Origin of the sequence: Caballeronia sp. LZ024, from assembly GCF_031451455.1 — a bacterium.
Taxonomy (GTDB): domain Bacteria; phylum Pseudomonadota; class Gammaproteobacteria; order Burkholderiales; family Burkholderiaceae; genus Caballeronia; species Caballeronia telluris.
On sequence record NZ_JARUXL010000003.1, the window covers coordinates 696,337 to 721,678 of the forward strand.

Here is a 25,342-nt window from a genome sequence, read left to right on the forward strand (position 1 = left end):
GAGAGGACAACAAATACCGCAGGCGGAGGATGATGAACGACAATCGGGCTTCTTGAACACTTCGACCCGAACGTTACGTGCTCGCTGCTTCACTGTCAAGCGAATTCGGTGCCTAGAGCAATTCTGCGCTCCAACGCTTCAATTGTTCGACATTCGTACCGACTCCGCCGCACACGATCAGCAAGATATTCCGGGCATCGCGCAACGATTGCACGTCCGAATCGAGCGCGGCAACTGAAGCGCCGCACGCCGGCTCGACAACCACGCGATGCTCGTTCAGCATCTCAAGACATCCGCCGACCGCTTGCCGGTCCGACACGACGACGCTCGTGACCGCACGCCGTTTCGCGATCGCAAGCGCTTCCGCGCAGACGCTGCGCGCGCCGAGCGACGTCGCGATGCTCGTGATCGCTGGCAACTCGACGCGTTCGCCCGCACGGAGCGAAGCGGCATACGACGCCGCGCCCGTTGTTTCCACCGCGACGAGCGACACGTCGTCCCAGTCGTTGCGCCGCAGGCCTTCTGCCACGCCGCACAAAAGCCCGCCGCCGCCCACCGAGAGCACGACCGCATCCGGCTTCAATCCCGCGCGCGCGACTTCGTCGATCATGCTCGCATGGCCTTCCCAGATGAGGGGGTCGTCGAAGGGATGAAGGAAGGCGTCGGCGGATGTGCACGACGCGAGCGCGAAGCGGTTCGCTTCGTCCCACGACTTGCCATGCACGATGACCTCGGCGTTTTCCATGCCGATCAGATGCTTTGCGCGCTCCGATGTGGTCTCGGGGACCACGACCCGCACGGGCACGCCGAGCTTGCGGCCGGCATAGGCAACGGCGAGTCCCGCATTGCCACCCGATGACGATACCAACCGCCCCGCGCCCCGTTCGAGGTAGACGGAACAGGCATGGCCGATGCCGCGCGCCTTGAACGAACCCGTGGGCTGCATCGCTTCCATCTTGAGCCAGATGGATTTGCCAAGCCGTTGCGACAGGGCACGCGATTCCAGCAGCGGTGTTTCGATGTACATGGCGACGAGGTCGGATCGATGTGAAGCCTTCGATTTTACCCTCGCCGCCGAAACGGCATTGCCGCTATCAGAACTTCATGCCGACGCCGACACCGAGCACGAGCGGATCGATATGCAACGTGCCGAGCGGCGTACCGCCAAGGGATGCGTCGGTCTTCATCCAGATCTTCTTGATGTCGGCGTTGAGGAACACGTTCTTCGTCACGTCGACATCGATGCCCGCCTGCAGCGCCGGGCCGAAGCTGTGGTTGTGGACCGAGATGGACTGTTCGCCCGCGTGCAGGCCGTTGTTATAGAAGATCGTGTAGTTGAGCCCCGCGCCGACATAGGGCCGCACCGTTCCCGCATGATTGAAGTGATACTGCAGCAGCAGTGTGGGCGGCAGCACGCCGACGCCGCCCAGCCCGCCGAGATTCGACGTGACCTGATGGCGCGACGTGCCAAGAATCAGTTCGACACCGATACCGTCGCTGACCATGTACGTGAAGTCCAGTTCGGGCACGGTGGCGTTGTTCACGCCCACGTCGAGCGCCGAGAGCGTGTCGCTCGTGCGTACCGAAGGGAGGATGCTGACCGACCTGAGTCTGACGAGCACGTCGCCCGCGTGGATGCCTGTCATCGACGTGCTGGCCTGCGTCGTGTCGCTCGCCATGGCGGGCATGGCAAAAAGGCTTGCCGCGCAAGCCAGACCGAATACCGCGATACTTCTTTTCATGCTGTTTCGTGCCGTTGAGTGAAGACCTCCTATTGTTGGAGATGCGGGCGTCCTTCACGTTGATGGCGCGCAACGTACTTGCTATGAACGCACGGGCTTGACGGAACGCTCACGGGTCGTATGCAGCATCTTCCGGGATCGATCCTTGCTGGATTTGCAGCAGGCGCAACACATCAGCGAGGATCATCGTGAGACACATCTCCACAGCGCTCGGCCGCACGGCGGCCATCCTGCTCGGCAGTACGCTCGCCATCGTCGCCAGCGCGCAACAGCAGCCGAGCAAGCTCCAGCCGGACAGCACGCCCGCCTATCAGGAGCACAACACGACATCGCCTGCGAGCGCGACGGCGGCCTGGGATCACGCGCTGAAAAAGGATCCGGGCAAGACGTCGTCGGGGAAAGGACCGGCGCCCGATCGTCCGAACGGACTCGGCATGGACGCGGGAGCGGGCAGCATGGGGAAAAAGCAGTAGCGGCGAAGTGCCGGCTGTGCCGGCGCGGGAAACATCATTCGTTCGCGGGCCAGGGCCACGTCGAATAGCGCGAAGACCTGGCGTCTTCCGATGCGGATTCAGAGTCCACCGTCGCGTCCGTTTCGCCGGCAGCGGCGCTTTTCGATTCCGGCACGTCCGGCAAATCTTCGCCGAACCACGGCACTTCCTTGCGCCGCTCGCTCAGATAAGCGTTCCACCCCGCTTCGTTGCCCGCGAAGAGATCATGCTGAACCGTATGCGCCAGCAAGCGCCGGTTGAGGGTTTCGTCGAGCAGTGCCTTCGGCCAGACGAAGAATGCGCCCGTCGCGCGTCGCACGAACGCCTGCGGATGCATCCCGGCATCGACCTGACTCAGGATGGCGAAGCTCACCAGCGCATCGTCCTTTTGCAGCGCCTCGCCGATGCTCGCCCGGCTATCGGCGCATTTCGACAGGCAGAAGATCGCTTCCAGCACATCGCCGAGATGGAGCAGTAGAGCGCGTCGTTCGTAGGGATCGTCCATTGCGGCCTCTGATTGATTCATGTTGCTGATTTACGTCGAGTGACTGCGTGATTTTAACGAACCCGCCCGCCCTCGGCCGCGCGTATGTGCGCGACCGCGCTATCGGCAGATGCGATACGGTCCCATATCGACGTGAAAGTGCATCCGGTGAAGCGCGTTGTAGTCCGGCCCGAGCGTGGTGTCGAATGCATGGCACGCGCCGTCGTGGACGCGCTCGAGGAACGCCGCATCGGCGGAACCGTCGTTCCAGCGCGCGAGCGTGATGCGCCGTCCGCTATCGAGCACGAAGCCGGTCAGATCGATCGCGTTGGCGCTCGCATGCTGGCTGCGCGAGCCGTCTTCCTGGTTGTTCACGTTGCGGCATGCGAAGCTGCCGACGTGCTCGATGCGCCGCACGCGCTGCCCGAACATCTCGACCGCCGCCGGCTGCAAATACTGATGCTCGAAGAACGCCATGCCGATCGCGAGCGGGCACGTCGCGAGAAACGCGCCGCCGTAGTCGACATCCGAATGTGTCATGCCGAGTACATCTTTGAGTTCGCAACCGGCGGCCGTCGTCGAATCGGCGACTGGACGAAACGCGACGCCGGAGCGTTCGAGCGTCGCCACGCACAGATCGCGATCGTGGACGGTGCGCCACAGCTTGAGCGCGGTGAACGGCCCTCGCGGCGCGCGCACGTCGAGCGGCGCGAACGGATTCCAGCGATCGGGCACCGCGACACGTCCCCGGTACACCGCGTAGCCGAAAGCCGTCGCTCCCGCCACCAGCACAAGCAGCAGCCACCCGACGATGCGTGCGCCCACCAAAGCCTCCGCAGTCCGATGCAGACCGGACCACGGAGCACGCCGCGTGCCCGTCTAGCCGCGCGGGACGTCCTCGACAACGGTCGCGAGGATCATCGCGCCCGCGTTGAGCGGCGAAGGCCGGCACGCGCGCGGCCGATAGATCGCGTCGCCCCGGCCGATGCTTCTGCCGCTCAGCGCGCAGACGCCCGGCTGGCGGGCGACGCTCGCGCGCCAGACCTGATCGCCGTAGCGGCAGGAACGCGGGTCGCACCAGGCGACCGTCGCGGTGCTCGACGTCGGCCGGTCGATCACGCTCACCACGACGTTCGCGTGCGTGGGCGCATCGCCTATGCACCGTGCGCGCGTCGCGATTGCTTCGTTTTCCCGCTGCGGGTCGCGTGCACGTACGTTCGTCGCGGCCGACTGCAACGTCAGCCAGCCGACCGTCTGCGACCAGGGATCGATACCGATGGTTCGTCCATCCATGTGGCACCTCTTCTCGTCAGATCAGGAAGACCCGGCGCATGCACGCACCGGGCATTGACTGCAAGCCGAAATGAAGCGGCAGCGCCGGCGGCGCGAAGGCGTCACGCGAGACCGGCGGGCAAAGGAAGTTTGTTATGTAGTAGACGATGTGATGCGCTGCGAGGCCATACCTTACCGCGTAAGAAATATCGGCGCCATGCTCGCGGAGCATAATCTCGCGGCGCCAGTCCTGATATCGGGTCGAATCGGGCGCGCGCGCCGGCCGTCTCGAATAGTGGAACAACGAACGGTGTTAAACGTCGTTCCGCCGCGCCGCGCGGCGAATCGATCGCGCTGAACGCGATTACGTAGCGGTGGCCTGCACGCGCTCGGCGAGTTTTGCGTCGTAACTCGAATGCACGTGCATGCGCTTTTTCTCGGGATACGCATACGCATACGCCTTGCGCAACGCGAGCGACGCTTCGTGAAAGCCCGAGAGAATCAGTTTCTGCTTGTTGGGATAATTGGCGATGTCGCCGACGGCGAAGACGCCCTGCCGCGACGACTCGTAGTTCGACGTATCGACTTCGATACGGCCGCCGCGAATCTCCAGTCCCCAGTTCGCAATCGGGCCGAGATCCGCGACGAGGCCGTACAGCACGACGAGCATGTCGGCGGGAATCTCGACGCTGCCCTCGACCTGCTTGACCGCAACCGACTGCAACGCGCCGCCTGACGCGTCCAGTCCGCCGATCATCCCGACGACGAAGTCCATCTCGCCCGCCGCGACCGCGCGCTTCATGCTGTCGACCGACGAAGCCGTCGCGCTGAAGCCGTTGCGGCGATGCACGAGCGTCAGGCGTTGCGCGACGTGGCACAGCGCGAGCGCCCAGTCGAGCGCGGAGTCCCCGCCGCCCGCGACGACCACGTGCTTGCCCGCGAAATCCGCGAGCCGCGCGACGCTGTAGAACACATGCCGTTCTTCGAGCGCGGTCGCTTCGGGCAACATCAGGCGTTGCGGCTGGAAGGCGCCGTTGCCCGCCGCGATCAGGATCGCCGCCGCGTCGAACGTCATGCCCTGCTCCGTGCACACGGTGAAGCGCCCGTCGTCGCGCTGCGTGAGGTCCATCACGCGCTGATCGAGGTGGATCGGGACATCGAACGGACGACACTGCTGCATCAGCCGCTCGACGAGTTCGCGCGCGGTGCACGAGGGAATCGCGGGAATGTCGTAGATGGGTTTGTCGGGATACAGCTCGATACACTGCCCGCCGACGCGCCCGAGCGCGTCGACGATCTGGCACGAGAGCCCGATCACGCCCGCTTCGAACGCGGCGAAGAGGCCGACCGGCCCCGCGCCGACGATCAGGACGTCGGTTCGTATCGGCGCGCGCGGGTCTTCATGCACGCCGGAGTTCGCTTCGGCTTCCATTTGTTGATCCTGGCCTTGTCTGCGATGACGGTTTCGACAAGCCCAAGATACAGAACGCACCCCGCGCGAGCAACGATAACACCGCAAGCGGTGTGGACGAACGGCCGTGCGCGCTCACCGTGCGTTGACGCCCGCGTAATACTCGGCGGCGGCGTCGATCTCGTCCGGCGTCATGTTGCGCGCGACGTTGCGCATCTGTTCGTTGATGTCGTTATTGCGCGTGCCGTTCGCGAACGCCTGCAATTGCGCCTTCGTGTAAGCGGCCGGCAGGCCGTCGAGCCACGGGCTGCCCGCCTTGCTGTCGATGCCGCCGTGGCACGCCGCGCACGGCGCGATATTGCGCATCGGCGAGCCGTGCGCGACGATGGCCGGCGCCTTGTCCTCGCTCACGCGGCGTTGCGCGGGCGGCCGCGGCAAGCTCGCGTAATACGCCGCGAGATCGCGCATGTCCTGGTCGCTGAGGTTCATCGCCATCGGCGACATCACCGCGTTGGTGCGCACGCCGTGCTGGAAATCGAGCAACTGCTTGTAGATCACGACCGCATATTGCCCCGCGAGATTCGGCGAATTCGCATCGCTCATGCCGCGTTCGCCGTGGCACATCGTGCAGCGAAGCGCGAGCGTCGCGCCGCGTCCGATGGAATTGTTGCTCGGATGCGCGAGCAGTTGCGGTGTCACTTCGACCGACGTCAGCTTGACCTTCGACGCCACCGGTTCGCCGCCGCCGAACCATTGCTGCGGCACGCCCGCCGCGCTGCAGATCGCGTTCCAGATGCCCTTGAACTGCGCATCGCTTTGCGCCGACGGCAGCCAGACGAAGCCGACGATCGCCGATACCAGCGCGAGCCCCGCCGTCGCGGCGACGCTCGTCCTGAACCACGGATTGCGGACCGAGAAAAGACGTTCGTCGCTCATCGCTGCGCTCCGATGGGAACGGCGGGCACTGACGTCTCCGAGCGCGTCATCAGTTGTGCGATCGGGTAGCCGTAGTTGACGAGCGTGAGGCCGATCATCAGCGCGAGCCAGAGTGCGAAGCCGTTCAGCGCGACCGGAATCGTACGCGGCTCGTGCACGGCGACGCTGAAGCGGAACTCTTCCGGCACGATGCGCTCGCCGCGATGCGCCTGAATCAGCACGACGAAAAACAGCACCGCCGACACGACGAGAATGAAGCCGCCGATCACCGAAACGATCACCGAAAACGCCTGAGCCGCGATCTCGGGGTTCGTATAGTCGTAGAAGGCCATGCGGCGCGGCATGCCGAGGATGCCCGCGTAGTGCCACGGAAACGTCAGCACGATCATGCCGATGAACCACAGCCACAACTGCGCGCGAATGAGCTTCACGTTCGCGAGCGCGCGGCCGGTGAGATGCGGCCACAGGTCGTAGGCGATCGCGAAGTACATGATGACGATCGCGCCCGCGAAGATCAGATGGAAGTGGCCCGTGATCCACTGCGTGTTGTGTACGGTCGAATCGAGCTGATAACTCATGTTGATGATGCCGCCCGCGCCGCCGAAGCCGAGCATCACGAACGAGAACGCGACCGCGAGCATCATCGGGTTGTGCCACGGCAGCGCACGAATCCAGCCGAGCGCGCCACGGCCGCCCCGCAGCCGCGCCGCGATCTCCACCGAGGCGCAGATCGTGAACACGGTCAGAAGCGTCGGCACCGCGACGAGCGCCGTGAACACCGAGTGCATGAACTTGAAGCCGGAGCCGACTTGCGGATCGGCGAACAGGTGGTGAATGCCGATCGGCATCGACACCACGAGGAACAGGATGAACGAGATGCGCGCCATCGAATCGCTGTAGAGCCGCCCGCCGATCGCGCGCGGAATGATCGTGTAGTACGCGATGTACGCCGGCATCAGCCAGAAATAGACGATCGCGTGCAGCGTCCACGAGAAGAAGACGCGCGCGAGTCCCGCGTCGATCGTGCTCTTCAGACCGAGCGCGACAGGAAGTATCTGGAACAGGATTTCGATCGCCGCGCCCACCGCCGTCCAGCCCCAGAGATACGCGCCGGCGACCGTCGCGAACATCGCGAGCGGCACCGGGCGCCCCGGGTTCTCGCGCTTCCACGCGTTGAGGTTCACCGACATCAGCGCGACCCAGATCCACGATCCGACCACCACGAGCACCACGCCAATGTAGTAGAACACACTGCCGATCATCGGCGGATAGAAGGTGTAGAGCACGGACGCGAGGCCCATCGCGACCGGCACCATCGCGACGACCGATCCCACCGCGACCAGCAGGAAGCCCGCCCACGCCCAGCCCGCGCCGATCAGCGGCTTCTTGAGCGCGAGTTCGCTGACCGCATAGCCGAAGCCCATCGCGATGAGCGTCGGGAACACATAGCCCATCGCCGAGCCGTGTGCCGTGACGGAGCGATAGTAGATCTCGGCGTCCTGCAGCCACGGAGCGAGCGGGCTGCGCGCGTACATCTGCCATGCGCCGAGCAGAAGCGCGATGCCGAACGCCGCGAACGCGAGCCAGAAGTGCGCGAGAACGAGTCGCTTGCTATTTAACACAGCTCAACCTCCGCGAATTCGCCGGCAGGCCGGCTGCCATCTGCATGAAGGCCGACTTGTCGATCACCCTGACATGCGCCCACATGCCCTGATGCCCGACGCCGCAATATTCGTGGCAAGGCATCAGATGGTCGCCCGGCTTGTTGAACGTGGTCTTGAACGTCGAGATGTAACCCGGTTCGAGCATCGAATTGATGTTCGTGTTCGTGATGAGAAACCCGTGCACGACATCCGAACTGGTCGCGCGAAAGGTGATCGGCGTGTCGGCGGGAACAAGGAGACACTGCGGCGTGAACGAGTACTGCTGCGCGACGATGCGTACCGTCACCGATCCATCCGCTTCCACCGCGCTCCCCAGATTGCTTTCGATGAATTCGCCCGAGACGTGCAGCGTCTCCGGCCGCACGGTCTCGACGCGCGACGGCGGCATCATCGCCCAGTTCAAACCGGTGAAGATCACCATCGCGACCAGCACGGTGACGATTGCGATTACGATCATCGCCCAGCGCTTCTCGATGCGCTCGGCGACTTCGTGCGAATGAGACGGCGGAGGGTTCGTCGCCATGTGCGTGGCCTTTATTGAATCACGCCGCGAGGCAGGAAGACGAGGAAGTAGAACGCGAACCACAGGCCGATGACAATCGCCGTCGCGATGCTCGCGAGCGCGATCGCGCCCGTCGGCCCGCTTGCGACGATCTCGTCGACGGCGGCTTCGTCGCTCGCGTCCCTCTCGGAGAATGGCTTGCTCATTACGTCCTCAGTAAAGTGGCGCCGAGCGCAGTTCGTTCACTTCCTTCACGCTAACCGGCGCGCCGCGATTGCCCCACGCCGTGCGGATATACGTGACGACCGCCGCCACCTCCACATCCGACAGCGACTGCGCGAACGGCGGCATGCCATAAGGCTTCGGGTTCTTGAAGGTGCCGGGCGGATAGCCGCCGTTCAACACCATGCGGATCGGATTGACCGCGGAGTTCATCACGATCGACTGGTTGTTCGCAAGCGGCGGGAAGTGCGGCAGCTTGCCCTGCCCTTCGGTTGCGTGGCACAGCGCGCACTGCGCGTCGTAGACCTTCTTGCCGAGCGGCGCGAGATCGTTGCGCGCCTCGGTGACGGCCGGAGTCGGCGGCTCGGACTTGTCGCCGGAGCGCTGCGGCAGCGCCTTCAGATAGACGGCCATCGCGCGCACGTCGTCTTCGTTCAGGTACATGAGGCTGTTGTAGACGACTTCCGCCATCGGCCCATAGACCGCGCCCCGGTTCGAGATGCCCGCGTGCAGGAGACCGACGATGTCGTCGATGCTCCAGTCGCCGAGACCGGCTTCCTTGTTCGACGTGAGCGAAGGCGCGTACCAGTTCTGCAGCGGAATCAGCCCCCCCTCGAACGCCTTCGACGCGACGTTGCCGCCGAGCGCATTGATCGCGGTGTGGCACATCGAGCAATGCCCGAGACCTTCGACGAGATACGCGCCGCGATTCCATTCCGCCGACTGTTTCGGATCGGGTTCGTATTCGCCCTGGCGGAAAAAGAGCGAACGCCAGCCGATCAGCAACTGGCGCTTGTTGAACGGGAAGCGCAGTTCATGCGGACGATTCGGCTGGTTCACCGGCGTCGTGGACATCAGGTAGACATAGATCGCGTCGGAATCGGCGCGCGTCACTTTCGTGTAAGAGCCGAACGGCATGGCCGGATAAAGCAGTTCGCCGTCGCGCGACTTGCCCGTGTGCATCATCGTGTAGAACTCGGCGGCGGTCCAGTTGCCGATGCCCGTCGCCTTGTCGGACGAAATGTTCGGCGTGAAGAGCGTGCCAAAAGGCGTGTCCATCGGACGGCCGCCGCCGAACACCTTGCCCGCCGGCAGCGTGTGGCACGCGACGCAATCGCCCGCGCGCGCGAGATACTCGCCGCGCGCGATCTGCGCTGCGTCGCCCTTCGCGCCCGCTGCCGTCGCCTTGGGCGCGCTCGACTGCGCGCCGGCATCGGCGATGAGCGCGCCGGACATCGCCAGCGCGCCGATCGTCCGGATCAGCGCACGGGCCGAAGGCAGTTGCAGACGTCGGAGACCGGGCACGTCGATGAGCACGTCTCTTCCTCCGCTAGTTGGGAACGCTGCCGCACGCGAGCGGCATCTTGAGCGAACCGGCGGCGACCGGCACCGGATTCGCCGGCGCCGGCAGCGACGCAAGGAAGGCCGCCACCGCCGTGATGTCGCGGTCGCTCAACTGCGACGCGACCTTCTTCATGCAATCGGGCGCGAGCGCGCTGCGCGTGCCGTAACGCCATGCGCCGAGCTGCGCGCTGAGGTAGTCCGCATGCAGGCCGAGCAGGCCCGGAATGGCGGGCTCCATGCCAGTCATCGCGGCCGCGTGGCACGAAACGCACGCGGGAATCTTGCGCGACGGATCGCCCTGCGTCACGATGGCCTTGCCGAGCGCGAGCGTCTTCGCATCGACGGTCACGGTGCTCGGCGGCGGAAACGGCGGGCGTTCGGCCGCGAAGTAGTCGGCGATGTCGCGCAGATACGCATCGGGAAGATACGCGAGCAGATAGTTCATCGGCGGATACTTGCGGCGTCCGTCGCGAAACGCTTGCAGCTGGTTGTATAGATAGCCGGCGGGCTTGCCGGAGAGACGGGGGAAATAGTCGTTGTCGGTGCCTTCGCCGCGCGGGCCATGACAGGCGGCGCAGGCGAGCACGCGGGCAGCCATCGTGTCGGGCGCGCGCTCGTTCTTCGCGTCGGCGCTAAAGGCGTTCATGCTGAAGAACGCGAGGAGCGCATGGATCACGAATACGAAAAGGGCGCTGCGTCTTCCCACGTGTCCCCCGTTTCGATTTGCCATGTTCGATCCGTTGCATCGGGAGCGCCGGCGAATGCGGCGATCCGGCAACAGGCTTGTCTTAAGGCACTGCCAAAACGATTACTGGTGTCGCTTGCTTAACTGATCTTAGAAGACTCGTCGAAAATTGCCAGCATGAATCCTGTAACCGGGAATGCGAAAACGCTGAAATCACACGCGGCCAAAGCGCGCACCGTTTGGCACTTGAATAATCAATACCACTTTTTTAATGCGGGCAACAATAAGCGATGGGAAATTGCCCGCCTTTAATGCGCTTTCTTGATATACATCAATTTCTATCGACTCGACGCTTATTTGAGACCGAGTCGTCTCGCCAGTCGATTCAAATTGGCGCGGTCCATGCCCAACTCTCGCGCAGCCGCGGCCCAATTCTGCTCATGGCGCGCGAGCGCGTCGAGGAGCAGCGTGCGTTCGAACGACGTCACCGCGCCGCGAAAGTCCCGCTGCGCCGGCGATGGCGCCTGCGGTGCGGGCTCGCTCTGCGGCGGCGAAATCAGCTGACCGGCTGCATCGGACAAGCCGAAATCGGCCGCCTGCAGCGTGAGGATGCGCGGACGCTCCCGATGCGCCGCAAGCGCCTTGAGCGCCGTGCGGCCGATCAGATGTTCCAGTTCCCGCACGTTGCCGGGCCACGCATAACCGAGCAGCGCGGTCTGCGCGTCGGCGGCGAGCCGCAGGCTTTGCAGGCCGAGCCGCCAGCGGTTCTCTTCGAGGAAATAGCCGGCGAGCAGCAGGACGTCGCGGCCACGCTCGCGCAGCGGCGGCACGACGAGCGGATACACGCTCAGCCGATGATAGAAGTCCGCGCGAAAACGCCCTTCACGCACTTCATGCGCGAGATCGCGGTTGGTCGCGGCGATCAGCCGCACGTCGACGGTATGTTCGCTATCGGAGCCAATGCGCTGCAATTGCCCGTTCTGCAGCACGCGCAGCAGCTTCGCCTGCACGGCGAGCGGCAGTTCACCGACTTCGTCGAGAAAGAGCGTGCCGCCGTCGGCGAGTTCGAATTTGCCGCGCCGGTCCGACGAAGCGCCCGAGAACGCGCCGCGCACATGGCCGAACAGCTCGCTTTCGACGAGCGTGTCGGGAAGCGCCGCGCAATTCACGCTGATGAGCGGCTTGCCCGCGCGCGGCGAGAGCACGTGGATCGCGCTCGCGACCAGTTCCTTGCCGACGCCCGTCTCGCCCGTGACGAGCACGGTCAGATCGCTCTTCGCGACGATCGCGATCTCGTCCTGCAAACGCTTGTGCTGTTTGCTCGCGCCGATCATCTCGCGGCGGCTCGGCGCGCTCGCCTGCCGGTACGCTTCGGCGCGCTCGTGCTCTTGCTCGCTCGTGCGCGCGAGCGAGTCGATGCGCTCGACCACGCTCACCGTCGCCGCCGCGAGACTCAGGAAGGCTTCGAGCGCACCCATGTCGACGCTGTCGAAGCGCGCCGGATCGAGCGCGTCGAGGGTCAGGAGGCCCCACGGCCGGCCGCCGATGAAAAGCGGACAGCCGAGGCAATCGTGCACTTCGAGTTCGCCGCTGACGCCCTTCACGAGCCCGTCGTAGGGATCGGGCAGGTTCGAGTCGGCCGCGAATCGCGTCGGTCCCGATTGCGCGAGCAGTTGCGCAAAGCGCGGATGCTCGGCGACGCGGAAGCGCCGGCCGAGCGTGTCGCTCGTCAGGCCGTCGATGGCGAGCGGCACGAGCGTGTCGCCGTCCAGACGCAGCAACGCCGTCGCATCGCTCGGAAAGAGGGCGCGCAGGCTTTGCAGGAGCCGCCGGTAGCGCTCGGTGTCGGAGAGATCGCGCGACAGGTCCTGCATCAGCGGAACCAGTGCATCGAGCAGGTCCTTTGCAGTCGAATTGACTACGAAAGGAGTCTTATTGACCAGAGTCGGATTGACCATGCCAAATTGTAAACCATTGATTCGCCTGGTATTCGCAACTGGCACGAATCGTGGATAAGAACGCTGGCTTATTCAAACCGACGCGAGGACTCAAAAAATGCTGTCATCCGAACATCGTGCAATCGTCAAGGCCACTGTTCCGCTGCTCGAAAGCGGCGGCGAAGCGCTCACGCGGCATTTCTACAAGATGCTTCTCGACGAGAATCCCCAAGTGCGTCCGCTCTTCAATCAGGCGCACCAGGCAAGCGGCGCGCAACAGCGCGCGCTCGCGAACGGCGTGCTGATGTACGCGCGTCACATCGATCATCTCGACAAGCTTGGCGGCCTGGTCTCGCAGATCATCAACAAGCACGTCGCGCTCAACATCCTGCCGGAGCATTATCCGATTGTCGGACGTTCGCTGCTCAAGGCGATCCGCGAAGTGCTCGGCGAAGAGATCGCCACCGATGCCGTCATCGAGGCGTGGGGCGCGGCCTACAACCAGCTCGCCGATATCCTGATCGGGCTCGAAGAAAACATCTACAGCGAGAAGGAACAGGCGCCGGGCGGATGGCGCGGCACGCGCGTGTTCCGCGTCGCGCGCAAGGTCAAGGAAAGCGGCGAGATCACGTCGTTCTATTTCCGTCCCGAAGACGGCGGCGCACTGCTCGACTTCCATCCGGGGCAGTACATCGGCTTGCGGGTCGTCATCGACGGCGAGGAAGTGCGCCGTAACTATTCGCTCTCGGCCGCGCCGAACGGACGCGAGTATCGCATCAGCGTGAAGCGCGAGCCGAACGGCAAGGTGTCGAATCATCTGCATGCGAACGTGCATGAGAACGACGCGCTCGAACTCTTCGCGCCGTCGGGCGACTTCAGACTCGAACACAGCGAGAAGCCGCTCGTCCTGATCAGCGGCGGAGTCGGCATCACGCCGACGCTCGCGATGCTGCAAGCCGCGCTCGCAACCCAACGCGCCGTGCATTTCATTCATGCCGCGCGCCACGGCGGCGCGCATGCGTTCCGCGATCACATCGAAGCGCTGGCGCAACGTCATCCGCAACTGAAGCGCTTCTATTGCTACGAGCATCGCCGCGACGAAGACGATCACGCGCACGGTTTCGGTCATATCGACGAAGCGCGCCTTCATCAATGGCTGCCCGAAACGCGCGACGTCGATGCGTATTTCCTTGGACCGGCCGCTTTCATGAAGGCCGTGAAGAAGCACTTGAAGACGCTCGGCGTACCGGAATCGCAGACCCGCTATGAGTTCTTCGGTCCGGCGGCGGCACTGGAATGACGAGCAGCCAGGGAACATCGCAATGAAAATCCATGAGCCCGCGACCGTGTATGTCGCGCCGCCCGGCAAGCATCAGCCTCACGAGCGCTTTGCACTCTTCAATCTCGGCTTTCGGCCGTTTTATCTGTGCGGCGCGGCTTGCGCGGCAATCGCACTCGCCGTGTGGCTGCTCGTGCTCGGCGGCGCGCCGATGGGCGGCGGCTATTTGCTGAAGACGAGCCCGATCGGCTGGCACGCGCACGAGATGTTGTTCGGATTCGCGGGAGCGGTCGTCGTCGGCTTCCTCTTGACCGCCGTGCGCGCGTGGACCGGGCGCAACACCGCGCAAGGCGCTGCGCTCGCCGCACTCGTCGCGCTGTGGCTCGCGGCGCGCGTGCTCGTGTGGAGCGGTCCGGCGCTGCCCGCCGCGATCGTCGACAGCGCGTTCATGCCGGTCGCGGCGCTCGTGCTCTTGCGGGTTCTGATGCAGGCCGGCAACCGGCGCAACTACTTCATCGTGCCGGTGCTCCTTGTCTTCGGCGCGCTCGATGCCGCTTTCCACGTCTTCACGACAAGCGGACGCGCCGACCTTGCAATGCGTTGCGTCTATGCCGCCGCGGGCATCGTCGTGCTGCTTGTCAGCGTGATCGGCGGGCGCGTCATTCCGATGTTCACCGCCAACGCAATTCCCGGTTTCGTCGCGCGAAAGTGGCGGCCGGTCGAACTCGCGGCCGGGGCCGTCACCGTGCTCGCGCTCTTCGCCGATGCCGCCGCCATCGATTCACGCGTCGTCTTCGTGCTCGCGGCCTTGGCGTGCGCGACGCATGTGGCACGGCTCGTCGGTTGGCGTTCGTATCGCGTGCGCGGCCCGGCGATCCTCGCGGTGCTGCATCTCGCCTATGCGTGGATTCCGCTCGGCTTCGCGCTGCTCGCGCTGAGCGCGGCCGGCCGCGTGCCGCACACGATCGCGATGCACGCGTTCACGGCGGGTGTGATCGGCGGCGCGATCATCGCGATGGTCACGCGCACCGCGCGCGGACACACGGCGCGTCCGCTCGTCGCGGATACGCGCGATATCGCGAGCTATGCGCTCGTCATGGCCGGATCGGCATTGCGCGTGTTCGGCCCGCTGTTCGCGCCGCACTTCGCCATGCACTGGATAGAGATCGCGGGCACCTGCTGGATTCTCGGCTTTGCGCTCTACCTTTGGGGCTATGCGAGACCGCTCTGGCGTGCGCGCGCGGACGGCAAGCCGGGTTGACGCGGCCCTTCCCTACTTTCGACAGTCCTCCGAATACGCGCGCGTTCCCTGCGCGCGCCGGGTTTCCCGCGAGCGTCCTGAACGGCGATACTGGGTCATCGGTTCAACGACCGGTAACCCGGCAGAAACGAAACGCACTGGAGAAACGCATGAGCGCAAGAGTCGCTGTGACAGGTGGATCGGGGAGTCAACTCACGCGCATCATGCCGACGTGAATAACCGCTCGCGCCGGTAACGCTCGGACAAAACGGGCGAGGAGACCACCTGCCGGCAGCAGCGACAACGCGCATCGAGGAAACTTCCAGACGCGGCGGGCCAACCGCGCAACGTGCGTGCTCATATAAAAAACGGGCGACCTGCCGGGTCGCCCGTTTTACATTGCGTCGCCGTTTCGCGGATGACTCAGCGCACCTTGCCGCTCTTCCACGCCGAGAGCAACTCGTCGTACTTCACCGTCTCGCCCTTCGGCTTTTCGTTGGCGAGCTTCTTCCACGGCGCGTGCTGGTCGGACAGCCACTTCGACGGATCGCTTTCCGCGTTCAGTTGCGGCGCGCAGACCTTCATGCCCGCGCGTTGCAGACGCGCAAGCACCTGGTCCATCTCCTTCGCGAGATTGTCCATCGCGGCCTGCGGCGTCTTCTCACCCGCGACCGCCGTTGCGACGTTCTTCCACCACAACTGCGCCATCTTCGGATAGTCGGGCACGTTGTTGCCGGTCGGCGTCCATGCAACGCGCGCCGGGCTGCGATAGAACTCGATCAGGCCGCCGTACTTGTCCGCGTTCTTCGTGAAGTAGTCGCTATGAATGTCCGAATCGCGGATGAACGTCAGACCGACGATCGACTTCTTCAGCGACACGCTCTTCGACGTCACGAACTGCGCATAGAGCCACGCGGCCGCGCGCTGGTTGGCGGGCGTCGACTTGAAGAAGGTCCACGAACCGACGTCCTGATAGCCGTTCTGCATGCCGTCCTTCCAGTATGGTCCGTGCGGCGACGGCGCCATGCGCCACTTCGGCGTGCCGTCCGCATTCGTCACGTTGCCGGGCTTGAGCATCGACGCCGTGAACGCGCTGTACCAGAAGATCTGCTGCGCGATCTTGCCCTGCGCGGGCACCGGCCCGGCTTCGTTGAACGTCATGCCCGAGGCCTCGGGCGGCGCGTATTTCTTGAGCCAGTCGATGTACTTGGTCGTCGCGTACACGGCCGCCGGGCTGTTCGTGCCGCCGCCGCGCGACACCGAAGCGCCTACTGCATGGCAGCCGTCCGGCGTCACGCGGATGCCCCATTCGTCGACGGGCAGCCCGTTCGGAATGCCTTTGTCCGCTTCGCCGGCCATCGAAAGCCACGCGTCCGTGAAGCGCCAGCCGAGCGACGGGTCTTTCTTGCCGTAATCCATGTGACCGTAGACCTTCTCGCCGTCGATGTTCTTCACGTCGTTCGTAAAGAAATCGGCGATGTCCTCATACGCGCTCCAGTTCACCGGCACGCCGAGGTCATAGCCGTACTTGGCCTTGAACTTGTCCTGCAGGTCCTTGCGCGCGAACCAGTCGGCGCGGAACCAGTAGAGGTTCGCGAACTGCTGGTCAGGCAATTGGTAAAGCTTCTTGTCGGGCGCGGTCGTGAAGCTCGTGCCGATGAAGTCCTTGATGTCGAGGCCCGGATTCGTGAAGGCCTTGCCCTCGCCTTCCATGTAGTCGGAGAGCGGAACGATCACGCCATAGCGATAATGCGTGCCGATCAGGTCCGAGTCCGAAATCCAGCCGTCGTAGATGCTCTGTCCTGACTGCATTGACGTCTGCAGTTTCTCGACGACATCGCCTTCCTGGATGATGTCGTGCTTGACCGCGATACCCGTGATTTCCGTGAACGCCTTGGCGAGCGTCTTCGACTCGTACATGTGCGTGTCGAGCGTCTCCGATACGACGTGCACTTCCTTCACGCCTTGCGACTTGAGTTTCGCTGCCGTATCGATGAACCACTTCATCTCGTCCATCTGCTGTTGCTTCGAGAGCGTGCTCGGCTGAAACTCGCTGTCGACCCACTTCTGCGCCGCTGCCGTATCCGCAAGGGCGGCGCTGCTCGCCAGCGCCCCCGCGAAGAGGCCTCCGACTGCAAGCGCGACGATCCGTCTCCTGTGTTTCATTGTCTTCTCCTCACTCTCACACCCCTTGGATCATCTGCCGGCCCCCGTTCGGGGTAACAACGGAACCGGATAACCGGATATCGGAGTGCTAGCCCTTCCACATGATCACCGCAAGCACGAGCATCGAAATGACGAACCCGGGCCATGCGCTCGCGCCCTCCGCGCTCACGCCGACCCACGCGAGATTGAGATACGCCGCCGTCAACAGTCCGATGAAGAGCCGGTCCCCGCGCGTCGTCGCGATGGGCAGGAAGCCCTTGCGCTCGACCGTCGGCGAGCGGATTTCCCAGACCGTCATGCCCGCCAGCATCACGGCGATGCACGCGAAGAAGATCGCGACTTCGGGCGTCCAGTACATCCACGTGATCATCAGACTCTCCCCATCGCAAAGCCCTTCGCGATGTAGTTGCGCACGAAATAGATGACGAGCGCGCCGGGGATGATCGTCAGCACGCCCGCCGCCGACAGCACGCCCCAGTCCATGCCCGCGGCCGAAATCGTGCGCGTCATCACGGCGGCGATCGGCTTCGCGTTCACGGTGGTGAGCGTGCGCGCGAGCAGCAGTTCGACCCAGCTGAACATGAAGCAGAAGAACGCCGTCACGCCGACGCCCGACTTGATGAGCGGCAAGAAGATCTTGATGAAGAAGGCCGGGAACGAATAGCCGTCGATGTACGCGGTCTCGTCGATCTCACGCGAGACGCCCGACATGAAGCCTTCGAGAATCCACACGGCGAGCGGCACGTTAAAGAGCATGTGCGCGAGCGCGACGGCAACATACGTGTCCATCAGCCCGACGCTCGAATACCACTGGAAGAACGGCAGCAGGAACACGGCGGGCGGCGTCATGCGGTTCGTGAGCAGCCAGAAGAACATGTGCTTGTCGCCAAGAAAGCGATAGCGCGAAAACGCGTAAGCCGCCGGCAGCGCGACCAGCACCGACATCACCGTGTTCATCAGCACGTAGATGATCGAGTTGATGTAGCCCCAGTACCACGAGGGATCGGTGAAGATGACCTTGTAGTTCTCGAACGTGATCTGGCGCGGGAACGTGGAGAACGCGGAAAGCGTTTCCTCGTTCGTGCGCAGCGAGATCGACAGCATCCAGTAGAGCGGGATCAGCGCAAAGAGGATGTAGACGACGATCGTCAGCGTGCGCATCCAGCGGCGGTCGTCACGCATGGTCGTCTCCCGTCGTCGAGGGACCGCCCTTGCCCACGCGCTCCATCCAGTTGTAGAGAATGAAACAGAGCAACAGGATGATCAGGAAGTAGATCAGCGAGAACGCCGCGGCCGGACCGAGATCGAACTGGCCGACCGCCTTCTGCGTGAGGTACTGCGAGAGGAACGTGGTCGAATCGCCGGGACCGCCGCCCGTCAGCACGAAAGGCTCCGTGTAAATCATGAAGCTGTCCATGAAGCGCAGGAGGACGGCGATCATCAGCACGCCGCGCATCTTCGGCAATTCGATGTAGCGGAACACCGCGAAGCGGCTCGCGCCATCGATCTCCGCCGCCTGATAGAACGCATCGGGAATCGCGCGCAAACCCGCGTAGCAGAGGAGCGCGACGAGCGGCGTCCAGTGCCAGATGTCCATCACGAGCACCGTAACCCACGCGTCCGAGGGACTCGCCGTGTAGTTGTAGTCGATGCCCGCATGATTGAGCCAGTAGCCGAGCAGGCCGATATCGGGCCGCGCGAAAATCTGCCAGATCGTGCCGACGACATTCCAGGGAATCAAAAGCGGCATCGCGAGAATCACGAGCGCGGCCGACGCGCGCCAGCCCGTTGCGGGCATCGCGAGCGCGAGCCCGACGCCGAGCGGAATCTCCAGCAGCAGCACGCACAGCGAGAAGATCACTTGCCGGCCGAGCGCGCCGCGCAGATCGTCATCGTTGATGATGTTGCGAAACCATTCGGTCCCGACGAACACATGCTGCGTCGGGCTGATGATGTCCTGCACCGAATAGTTCACGACCGTCATCAGCGGCAGCACGGCGGAAAACGCAACGCAGATGAACACGGGCACGACCAAAAGCCACGCCTTCTGATTGATGGGCTTCATCGTCCGATCCTTTCGTCGTTGCTGAAGAACACGGTTTCGGGCGCGGCGAGCCTCAGCCAGACTGGTCCTTCTTCGAGCGCGAGATGAGTGTCGACCTTCGCCTTGAACACGTGGCCGTCGCAATCGGCGGTGACGAGCTGGTAGTTGCCAAGGCTCTGCGCGCGCAGCAGCCGCGCCTTCACCGCGCCCGGCTCTTCGCTTGCCGCGATGCGCGTGAACTCCGGACGAATGCCGAGCTTCAGTTCGCCATTCGCGCTCTTGAGCGTGGCGAGCGTGTTGCCGTCGACTTGCAGGCGCTGCGAACCGACCTTCACCGCATCGGCATCGAGCGCAATCGGGCAGAGATTCATCCCCGGGCTGCCGATGAAATAGCCGACGAACGCGTGATCCGGGCTCAGGAACAGCGCCTCGGGGCCGCCCTTCTGCACGACGCGCCCATTCGTCATCACGACGACTTCATCGGCGAACGTGAGCGCTTCGACCTGATCGTGCGTCACGTAGATCAGCGTGAGCTTCAGTTGCTGATGGATCTTCTTCAACTGGCGCCGAAGCATCCACTTCATATGCGGATCGATGACGGTGAGCGGTTCGTCGAAGAGAATCGCGGCGACGTCCTTGCGCACGAGGCCACGCCCAAGCGAAATCTTCTGCTTCGCATCCGCCGCGAGGTTGCTCGCCTTGCGTCCCAGTTCGCGCGTCATGTCGAGAATCTCGGCCACTTCGTGCACGCGCGCCTTCACTTCGGCCGCGGGCAGCTTGCGGTTGCGCAGCGGGAACGCGAGGTTGTCGAAGACGCTCATCGTGTCGTAGATCACGGGGAACTGGAACACCTGCGCGATGTTGCGCTCGCGCGCCGAGAGCGCGGTCACGTCGCGGCCATCGAAGAGCACCTTGCCTTCGGACGGCGTGACGAGCCCCGAGACGATATTGAGCAGCGTCGACTTTCCGCATCCCGACGGCCCGAGCAACGCATACGCGCCGCCGTCGTCCCAGACCATGCTCATCGGCTGGAGCGCGTAGTCGTCGAGCGTCGCCGGGTGCGGGCGATAGGCGTGCGCGAGGTTCTGAAACTCAATGCGCGCCATGGCTCGCCTCCGGGTGCGACACGAGTTTCGCGTCCTGGTCGAATACGAAGAGCTCGGCCGGGTCGATAAACACGTCGAGGTCGGTGCCGAGCGCGATCTGGTGCACGCCCTGCAACTGCGCGACGAGATCGATGCCGCCCGTCTTCGTGCGCACATGCAGATAGGTTTCCGAGCCGCTCAGTTCGGCGAGTTCCAGGCGGCACGGCACGGCGATCGCGCGCGGCGAGCGCGCCGCGAGCCGCAGATGCCCGGGACGAACGCCGATACGACAGGTGCCGCCGCCCGCGTTCAGCCGCACCGGCACGTCGACGCCGATCGGCAGCCGCGCGAGACCTTCGGTCGTGATTTCGCTCGTCAGCATGTTCATCGGCGGGTCGTTGAAGACGGCAGCCACGTCGACGGTTGCGGGCGCGTCGTAGACATCGAGCGTGCGGCCGTACTGCAACACGCGCCCCTTGTCGACGATCGCCGTATGGCCGCCGAGCAGGAGCGCCTCGAGCGGCTCGGTCGTCGCGTAGACGACGGTCGTCTTGCCGTCGGCGAAGAGCGTCGCGAGTTCGGCGCGCAGTTCCTCGCGCAGCTTGTAGTCGAGATTCACGAGCGGTTCGTCGAGCAGCACGAGCGACGAGCGCTTGACCAGCGCCCGCGCGAGCGCGCAGCGTTGCTGCTGGCCGCCCGACAGCTCGCCCGGACGGCGCGTGAGCAGATGCTCTATATGAAGCTTCGCGGCGACTTCGTTCACGCGCGCACTCACTTCCTTCGCTGCGATGCCTTGCAGCCTGAGCGGCGACGCGATGTTTTCGAACACGGTCATCGCCGGATAGTTGATGAACTGCTGATAGACCATCGCGAGATTGCGCTGTCTGACGCCGACGCCCGTCACGTCGCGTCCGTCGACGAGCACGCGGCCGCTCGTCGGCTTGTCGAGGCCGGCCATTACGCGCATCAGCGTCGTCTTGCCGGCCTGCGTCGGCCCGAGCAGCAAGTTGATCGCGCCCGGCGTGAGGCTCAGATCGACGCCGTACAGATGCGTCTGTCCGCCTGCAACGACGGTGACCCGCTCCAGTTCCAAGACCAAGTTCCGCTCCTTGTGGATGCCTGTTTTGCTGCCCGCGTCGCTACCGATGGCTGTGCGCGCATCGTCGACGGCTCGGCGCCAGATGGCGTTCATCGAAACGGCCCGCGCCGGGCGCTGTCGGGCGCGCTCAGGAGTCGAACGGACGGGCGGTCGAAACGAATCGGCCGAGACGCGCGCAGGAGCCGCGCGAGAGGCGGCTGGAGGTGCTGCTGGGCATAGGGTTCATCCATGTGTCGTTCGTTTTTTATTTGGACACCGATGCTGCGTTCGTGGCCCTGATTTTCAAAAAGGAACCCAAAACAACAAGGAGCATGTTCCTTTTTGTTCGTTTACGTTGAAATCGGGGTTAACCATACGAAACCATGCGTCACCGCCCACGAATGGCTGACGGGGACAGAAGCCAAGTGTAATAGCGGAGCGCGTTTTCGCGACAATGACAGGCTTGCTGTAAACGAACACGGCGGACGCCGTGAGCATCCGCCGCGAGGGGAAAAGCTTGAAAGAGCGAACCGCGTCAGTCCTTCACGGTCGTGGCGTAAGTCATGTCGACGTCCCCGCGCGAATGTTTCTGCACGTGGGCATTGCGCATCGGCTTGAGCACGAAGATCGCGAGCAGGGCCGAGAGCGCCGCCATCCCCGAAGCCAGCGTGAAGACGGCGTGCCAGCTTCCCGTCATCGTCGTGATGACGCTGCTGAACGGCACCAGCAACGCGGCCGTTCCCTTCGCGGTGTAGAGCAGACCCGCGTTGGTCGCGGCGAACTTCGGTCCGAAGGTATCGCCGCAAGTCGCCGGGAACAGGCTGTAGATTTCACCCCAGGCGAAGAACACGATGCCCGTCAGCACGACGAACGCCACCGGGCTGTGCCCGTACTTCGACAGCATCATGATGCCGACCGCCTCGACCGCGAACGCGATGAACATCGTGTTCTCCCGGCCGATCCGATCCGAGACCCAGCCGAAGAACGGACGCGTCAGACCATTGAGCACGCGGTCGATGGTGAGCGCGAAAGTCAGCGCAGGCAGCGTCAGGCCGAGGATCGACACCGGCGAATCGTGCAGGCCGAAGTCCTTGGCGATCGGGCCGAGCTGCGCGGTTGCCATCAGGCCACCTGCCGCCATCATGACGAACATCAGGTACATGACCCAGAAGATCGGCGACGTGAGCACCTGCTTCGGACTCGCGTTGTAGACGGCGCGCTTGAGCGCATTCTTCGCCGGGGCGAGCATGCTGGCGGGCGGCGCGAAGAGCGCCATGCCGAGCAGGAATACGATGATGCCCTGGCCGAGGCCGAACCAGAGGAACGTCTGTTCGTAGCCGCTGCTCTTGATCATGTGCGCGATCGGCACGACGGTCGCCGCCGATCCCGCGCCGAAGCCCGCCGCGGTAATGCCGGCCGCGAGCCCTCGACGATTCGGGAACCACTTGAGCGCGTTGCCGACGCAGGTGCCATACACCGCGCCCGCGCCTACGCCGCCGACGGCTGCCGCGAAATACAGCATCGGCAGCGACGAGGCATAGGAGTTCATCACCCACGCGATCGCGCACAAGAGGCCGCCTATGACGACCACCGGACGCGGTCCGTACTTGTCGACGAGATAGCCTTCGATCGGAACCAGCCAGGTTTCGGTCACCACGAAAATCGTAAACGCGACCTGAATGGCCGCGCGTCCCCAGTGATACTTTTCATCGATGGGGTTCACAAACAGCGTCCAGCCGTACTGCATGTTCGCGATCATAGCCATGCAGATCACGCCAAATACGAGTTGTACCCACGGCGAAGCCAGCCGCGACGCTCCTGCCTGACGTTCCGTTTCCATTGCCTGTCTCCTTGGCATATTGCCTTGTCGTTCGGGATGCCGACCGGCACCCTCCGTCTTGCCCAATTTTCCTGAGCGATTAGATATACACAGTATGTGATATATCAAGTAAGTCAAGCGAAAGAATCGATGGGGTTTTCACTAGGAAACCCCTCAACGTAAGGTTTTGAAAGCAAGCGCTTAACAAAAACGACAAGGCGAAAAAAAAGGCCCGCAGGAAAGCCTGACGGGCCTGAGACGTGACGCGAGACATGGCGATCCACGGCACGCACTCACGTTATAGTCGAAAGCTTGTTGTAATGCTAAAGTTTGTGATTGTAGGTTTCCCTAGGATGATTCCGGCTGCGGTTTGAGGCATGCTTCCAAGCCCCTTTCAGGACTGTAAGCTCAAAACACATTCACCGGCACATTGACCATCAGACGATAGACGTCGCTGCTACTGTCGGAGTAGTACTTGCTACCGTGGTGATGCATGTAATAGAACTTGACCGATGTGTCCTTCAGCTTTCCGGTTGCAACCGTGTAACTCGGAATCACGCCGAATTCGTAATGCGTGCCGTGAACCGGCTCGCCGTTTTTCCAGTACAGACCGTGAAGCGCGCTATCCGGATCGGCATAACGATTCGCCGATTCCGTCGCGTCCGCGCCCCAGCCGTAGGCCGTCCACATCGTCATTTTCAGGCCGGGCGCGCCGTAGTCGTTGAAATTGATCGAATACGACAGACTCAGCGACTTTTCATGCGGCGCGTTGTAATCGACGTCGAGCGAGTTCGACAGATAATCGCCGGCAGACTGTCCGACATAATCGAAGAACTGATTACTGGCGATTTGCTGGAAACCGACCTGCACCGTATGCGCGCCGTGCTGTCCCGACAATGCGAGGCTATATGCATGATTATTGATCGGGCCTTCACGGCTTTGCCCGACGTCATGCGTGTAGTAATAATTCAGCGCGCCGGTCCAGCGAATCGTCGACGGGCTGCCGATGCTGTGCGTTGCGGTGAGGTAATACTGGTCCCATACGTTCTCCGCGCGGCTGCCGTAAAGCGAGATCGCGGTATCGTCACCGATCGTGTAATCGCCGCCCGCGTAGGTGAAGCGGCTGAACTTGACGCCGCCGTATTCCGTGTAGAGCGACGACGTGCTCGTCATGCCGCGCGCGAGCACGGCGTCGACGCTGCCCGCCTTCATCGTCAGATTTTTGATCTCGTCGCTCGCGAGCGAAAAGCCGCGGTAAGTCGGCGGCAAGGCGCGATTATCGTGCGGAACGAGAAAAGGATTATCGAAAAGCTGCTGACCATATTTGACCACCGTATTCGACACGCGCGCCTTGACGTCCCACACGCCAGGATAGGTCCACGCAAGCTGATTTTGTCCCGTCCCATCCGCATTCAGATGTACGCGATTTCCCGCGCCCTGCCCGCCATTCAACTTAAGCGCGCTAAAGAGCGAAGCATCGAAACCGACGCCGAACAATCCTCGCGTATAACCCGATTCGAACACCGCCTGATTGCCGATGACCCATGCATCCTTTTTCTTCGCGCCTTCCATTTCGAAATGCTCCGAATAGGAGCGAAACAGCAGCTTGAAATGCGAGTCTTCGATAAACCCATTCGATTTCGCCTGATTGCTGATCGGCGCATCGGCTTCCGTATTCGGCGGCGAACTTGGCGGCGCTTCAGTATGGCGCGAAGGCGGGTCAGTTTCGGTTTCGTCGGCGTGCGCGAAAACCGCCGTCGCCATTAAGCCGCTGAACAGCAAAATCGATAAAGCCAGTGAATGCTTTTGTTTTTTCACGAATGATCTCCACTTATTTTTGTTTCTACTGCTTGCTTTAGCGCCGTTGCTAATCGATGGAATGCACGATGCCGTGCCCGGCGACCGGTGAAGGTCGGGGCATCGATGGCGACGACAGGGGAC

24 protein-coding genes are annotated in these 25,342 nt (G+C 63.4%); 3 read left to right on the forward strand and 21 right to left on the reverse strand.

Annotated elements, in window-relative coordinates:
• Positions 1-112: 112 nt before the first annotated feature.
• Both QCE48_RS20680 and QCE48_RS20685 read right to left on the reverse strand, forming a co-directional pair.
• Positions 113-1,027 carry a pyridoxal-phosphate dependent enzyme gene (locus QCE48_RS20680; protein ID WP_309783837.1) on the reverse strand — a complete coding sequence of 305 codons (915 nt, stop codon included), beginning with the start codon at positions 1,025-1,027 and terminating at the stop codon, positions 113-115.
• A 67-nt stretch (positions 1,028-1,094) separates the two neighbouring features.
• A complete protein-coding gene (locus QCE48_RS20685; RefSeq protein WP_309783838.1) occupies positions 1,095-1,742 on the reverse strand; it encodes an OmpW family outer membrane protein in 648 nt (215 codons plus the stop codon).
• 188 nt (positions 1,743-1,930) lie between these two features.
• Here QCE48_RS20685 and QCE48_RS20690 point away from each other — a divergent pair, with 188 nt between their 5' ends.
• Positions 1,931-2,215 carry a hypothetical protein gene (locus tag QCE48_RS20690; RefSeq protein WP_309783840.1) on the forward strand — a complete coding sequence of 95 codons (285 nt, stop codon included), beginning with the start codon at positions 1,931-1,933 and terminating at the stop codon, positions 2,213-2,215.
• A 34-nt stretch (positions 2,216-2,249) separates the two neighbouring features.
• On the opposite strand, the gene QCE48_RS20695 is transcribed toward QCE48_RS20690, so the two are convergent.
• From QCE48_RS20695 to norR, 11 genes are all read right to left on the reverse strand, one after another.
• Complete coding sequence (locus QCE48_RS20695; RefSeq protein WP_309783842.1) at positions 2,250-2,738, reverse strand: hypothetical protein; 489 nt, start codon at positions 2,736-2,738, stop codon at positions 2,250-2,252.
• Positions 2,739-2,837: 99 nt separating this feature from the next.
• The gene (locus QCE48_RS20700; protein ID WP_309783843.1) at positions 2,838-3,542 is read right to left on the reverse strand and encodes an extensin family protein; all 705 of its coding nucleotides are present in this window, start codon (positions 3,540-3,542) and stop codon (positions 2,838-2,840) included.
• A 54-nt stretch (positions 3,543-3,596) separates the two neighbouring features.
• On the reverse strand, positions 3,597-4,010 hold the full coding sequence (locus QCE48_RS20705) for a DUF3331 domain-containing protein (protein WP_309783844.1): 414 nt from the start codon (positions 4,008-4,010) through the stop codon (positions 3,597-3,599).
• A gap of 343 nt (positions 4,011-4,353) precedes the next feature.
• A complete protein-coding gene (locus QCE48_RS20710; RefSeq protein WP_309783845.1) occupies positions 4,354-5,421 on the reverse strand; it encodes an NAD(P)/FAD-dependent oxidoreductase in 1,068 nt (355 codons plus the stop codon).
• Positions 5,422-5,535: 114 nt separating this feature from the next.
• On the reverse strand, positions 5,536-6,336 hold the full coding sequence (locus tag QCE48_RS20715) for a c-type cytochrome (RefSeq protein ID WP_309783846.1): 801 nt from the start codon (positions 6,334-6,336) through the stop codon (positions 5,536-5,538).
• Positions 6,333-7,958, reverse strand: a complete 1,626-nt coding sequence (locus tag QCE48_RS20720; RefSeq protein WP_309783847.1) for a b(o/a)3-type cytochrome-c oxidase subunit 1 — start codon at positions 7,956-7,958, stop codon at positions 6,333-6,335. Before QCE48_RS20720 ends, QCE48_RS20715 begins: the two co-directional genes overlap by 4 nt.
• Entirely contained in the window at positions 7,948-8,523 is a 576-nt protein-coding gene (locus QCE48_RS20725) for a cytochrome C oxidase subunit II (RefSeq protein ID WP_309783848.1), read from the reverse strand. The genes QCE48_RS20720 and QCE48_RS20725 overlap by 11 nt, the downstream gene beginning before the upstream one ends.
• An 11-nt stretch (positions 8,524-8,534) precedes the next feature.
• Positions 8,535-8,708 (reverse strand): hypothetical protein, encoded by a 174-nt coding sequence (locus tag QCE48_RS20730; protein ID WP_309783850.1) that lies wholly within the window; start codon positions 8,706-8,708, stop codon positions 8,535-8,537.
• A 7-nt stretch (positions 8,709-8,715) separates the two neighbouring features.
• Positions 8,716-9,960 (reverse strand): cytochrome c, encoded by a 1,245-nt coding sequence (locus QCE48_RS20735; RefSeq protein WP_309785032.1) that lies wholly within the window; start codon positions 9,958-9,960, stop codon positions 8,716-8,718.
• Between the two features lie 94 nt (positions 9,961-10,054).
• A complete protein-coding gene (locus tag QCE48_RS20740) occupies positions 10,055-10,714 on the reverse strand; it encodes a c-type cytochrome (protein WP_309785033.1) in 660 nt (219 codons plus the stop codon).
• A gap of 392 nt (positions 10,715-11,106) precedes the next feature.
• Entirely contained in the window at positions 11,107-12,711 is a 1,605-nt protein-coding gene (norR, locus tag QCE48_RS20745) for a nitric oxide reductase transcriptional regulator NorR (RefSeq protein WP_309783851.1), read from the reverse strand.
• A 97-nt stretch (positions 12,712-12,808) separates the two neighbouring features.
• Between norR and hmpA the strand changes: the two genes are divergently transcribed.
• On the forward strand, positions 12,809-13,990 hold the full coding sequence (hmpA, locus tag QCE48_RS20750; protein WP_309783852.1) for an NO-inducible flavohemoprotein: 1,182 nt from the start codon (positions 12,809-12,811) through the stop codon (positions 13,988-13,990).
• A 22-nt stretch (positions 13,991-14,012) separates the two neighbouring features.
• Positions 14,013-15,230 carry an NnrS family protein gene (locus QCE48_RS20755; protein WP_309783853.1) on the forward strand — a complete coding sequence of 406 codons (1,218 nt, stop codon included), beginning with the start codon at positions 14,013-14,015 and terminating at the stop codon, positions 15,228-15,230.
• A gap of 402 nt (positions 15,231-15,632) precedes the next feature.
• Here the strand turns inward: QCE48_RS20755 and QCE48_RS20760 are convergent, their stop codons facing one another.
• The 8 genes from QCE48_RS20760 to QCE48_RS20795 all read right to left on the reverse strand — a co-directional run bounded on the left by QCE48_RS20760 (position 15,633) and on the right by QCE48_RS20795 (position 25,219).
• A complete protein-coding gene (locus tag QCE48_RS20760; RefSeq protein ID WP_309783855.1) occupies positions 15,633-17,375 on the reverse strand; it encodes an ABC transporter substrate-binding protein in 1,743 nt (580 codons plus the stop codon).
• An 88-nt stretch (positions 17,376-17,463) separates the two neighbouring features.
• The gene (locus tag QCE48_RS20765; protein WP_309783857.1) at positions 17,464-17,745 is read right to left on the reverse strand and encodes a DUF2160 domain-containing protein; all 282 of its coding nucleotides are present in this window, start codon (positions 17,743-17,745) and stop codon (positions 17,464-17,466) included.
• Positions 17,745-18,557 (reverse strand): carbohydrate ABC transporter permease, encoded by an 813-nt coding sequence (locus QCE48_RS20770; protein ID WP_087631367.1) that lies wholly within the window; start codon positions 18,555-18,557, stop codon positions 17,745-17,747. The genes QCE48_RS20765 and QCE48_RS20770 overlap by 1 nt, the downstream gene beginning before the upstream one ends.
• Positions 18,550-19,440 (reverse strand): carbohydrate ABC transporter permease, encoded by an 891-nt coding sequence (locus QCE48_RS20775; RefSeq protein WP_116561549.1) that lies wholly within the window; start codon positions 19,438-19,440, stop codon positions 18,550-18,552. The genes QCE48_RS20770 and QCE48_RS20775 overlap by 8 nt, the downstream gene beginning before the upstream one ends.
• On the reverse strand, positions 19,437-20,525 hold the full coding sequence (locus tag QCE48_RS20780) for an ABC transporter ATP-binding protein (RefSeq protein ID WP_309783859.1): 1,089 nt from the start codon (positions 20,523-20,525) through the stop codon (positions 19,437-19,439). The genes QCE48_RS20775 and QCE48_RS20780 overlap by 4 nt, the downstream gene beginning before the upstream one ends.
• Positions 20,512-21,603, reverse strand: coding sequence for an ABC transporter ATP-binding protein (locus QCE48_RS20785; RefSeq protein ID WP_309783860.1), 1,092 nt, complete (start codon positions 21,601-21,603; stop codon positions 20,512-20,514). The genes QCE48_RS20780 and QCE48_RS20785 overlap by 14 nt, the downstream gene beginning before the upstream one ends.
• Before the next feature lie 514 nt (positions 21,604-22,117).
• Entirely contained in the window at positions 22,118-23,422 is a 1,305-nt protein-coding gene (gene oxlT / locus QCE48_RS20790; protein WP_309783861.1) for an oxalate/formate MFS antiporter, read from the reverse strand.
• A gap of 387 nt (positions 23,423-23,809) precedes the next feature.
• The gene (locus tag QCE48_RS20795; RefSeq protein WP_309783862.1) at positions 23,810-25,219 is read right to left on the reverse strand and encodes an OprD family outer membrane porin; all 1,410 of its coding nucleotides are present in this window, start codon (positions 25,217-25,219) and stop codon (positions 23,810-23,812) included.
• Positions 25,220-25,342: the final 123 nt, after the last annotated feature.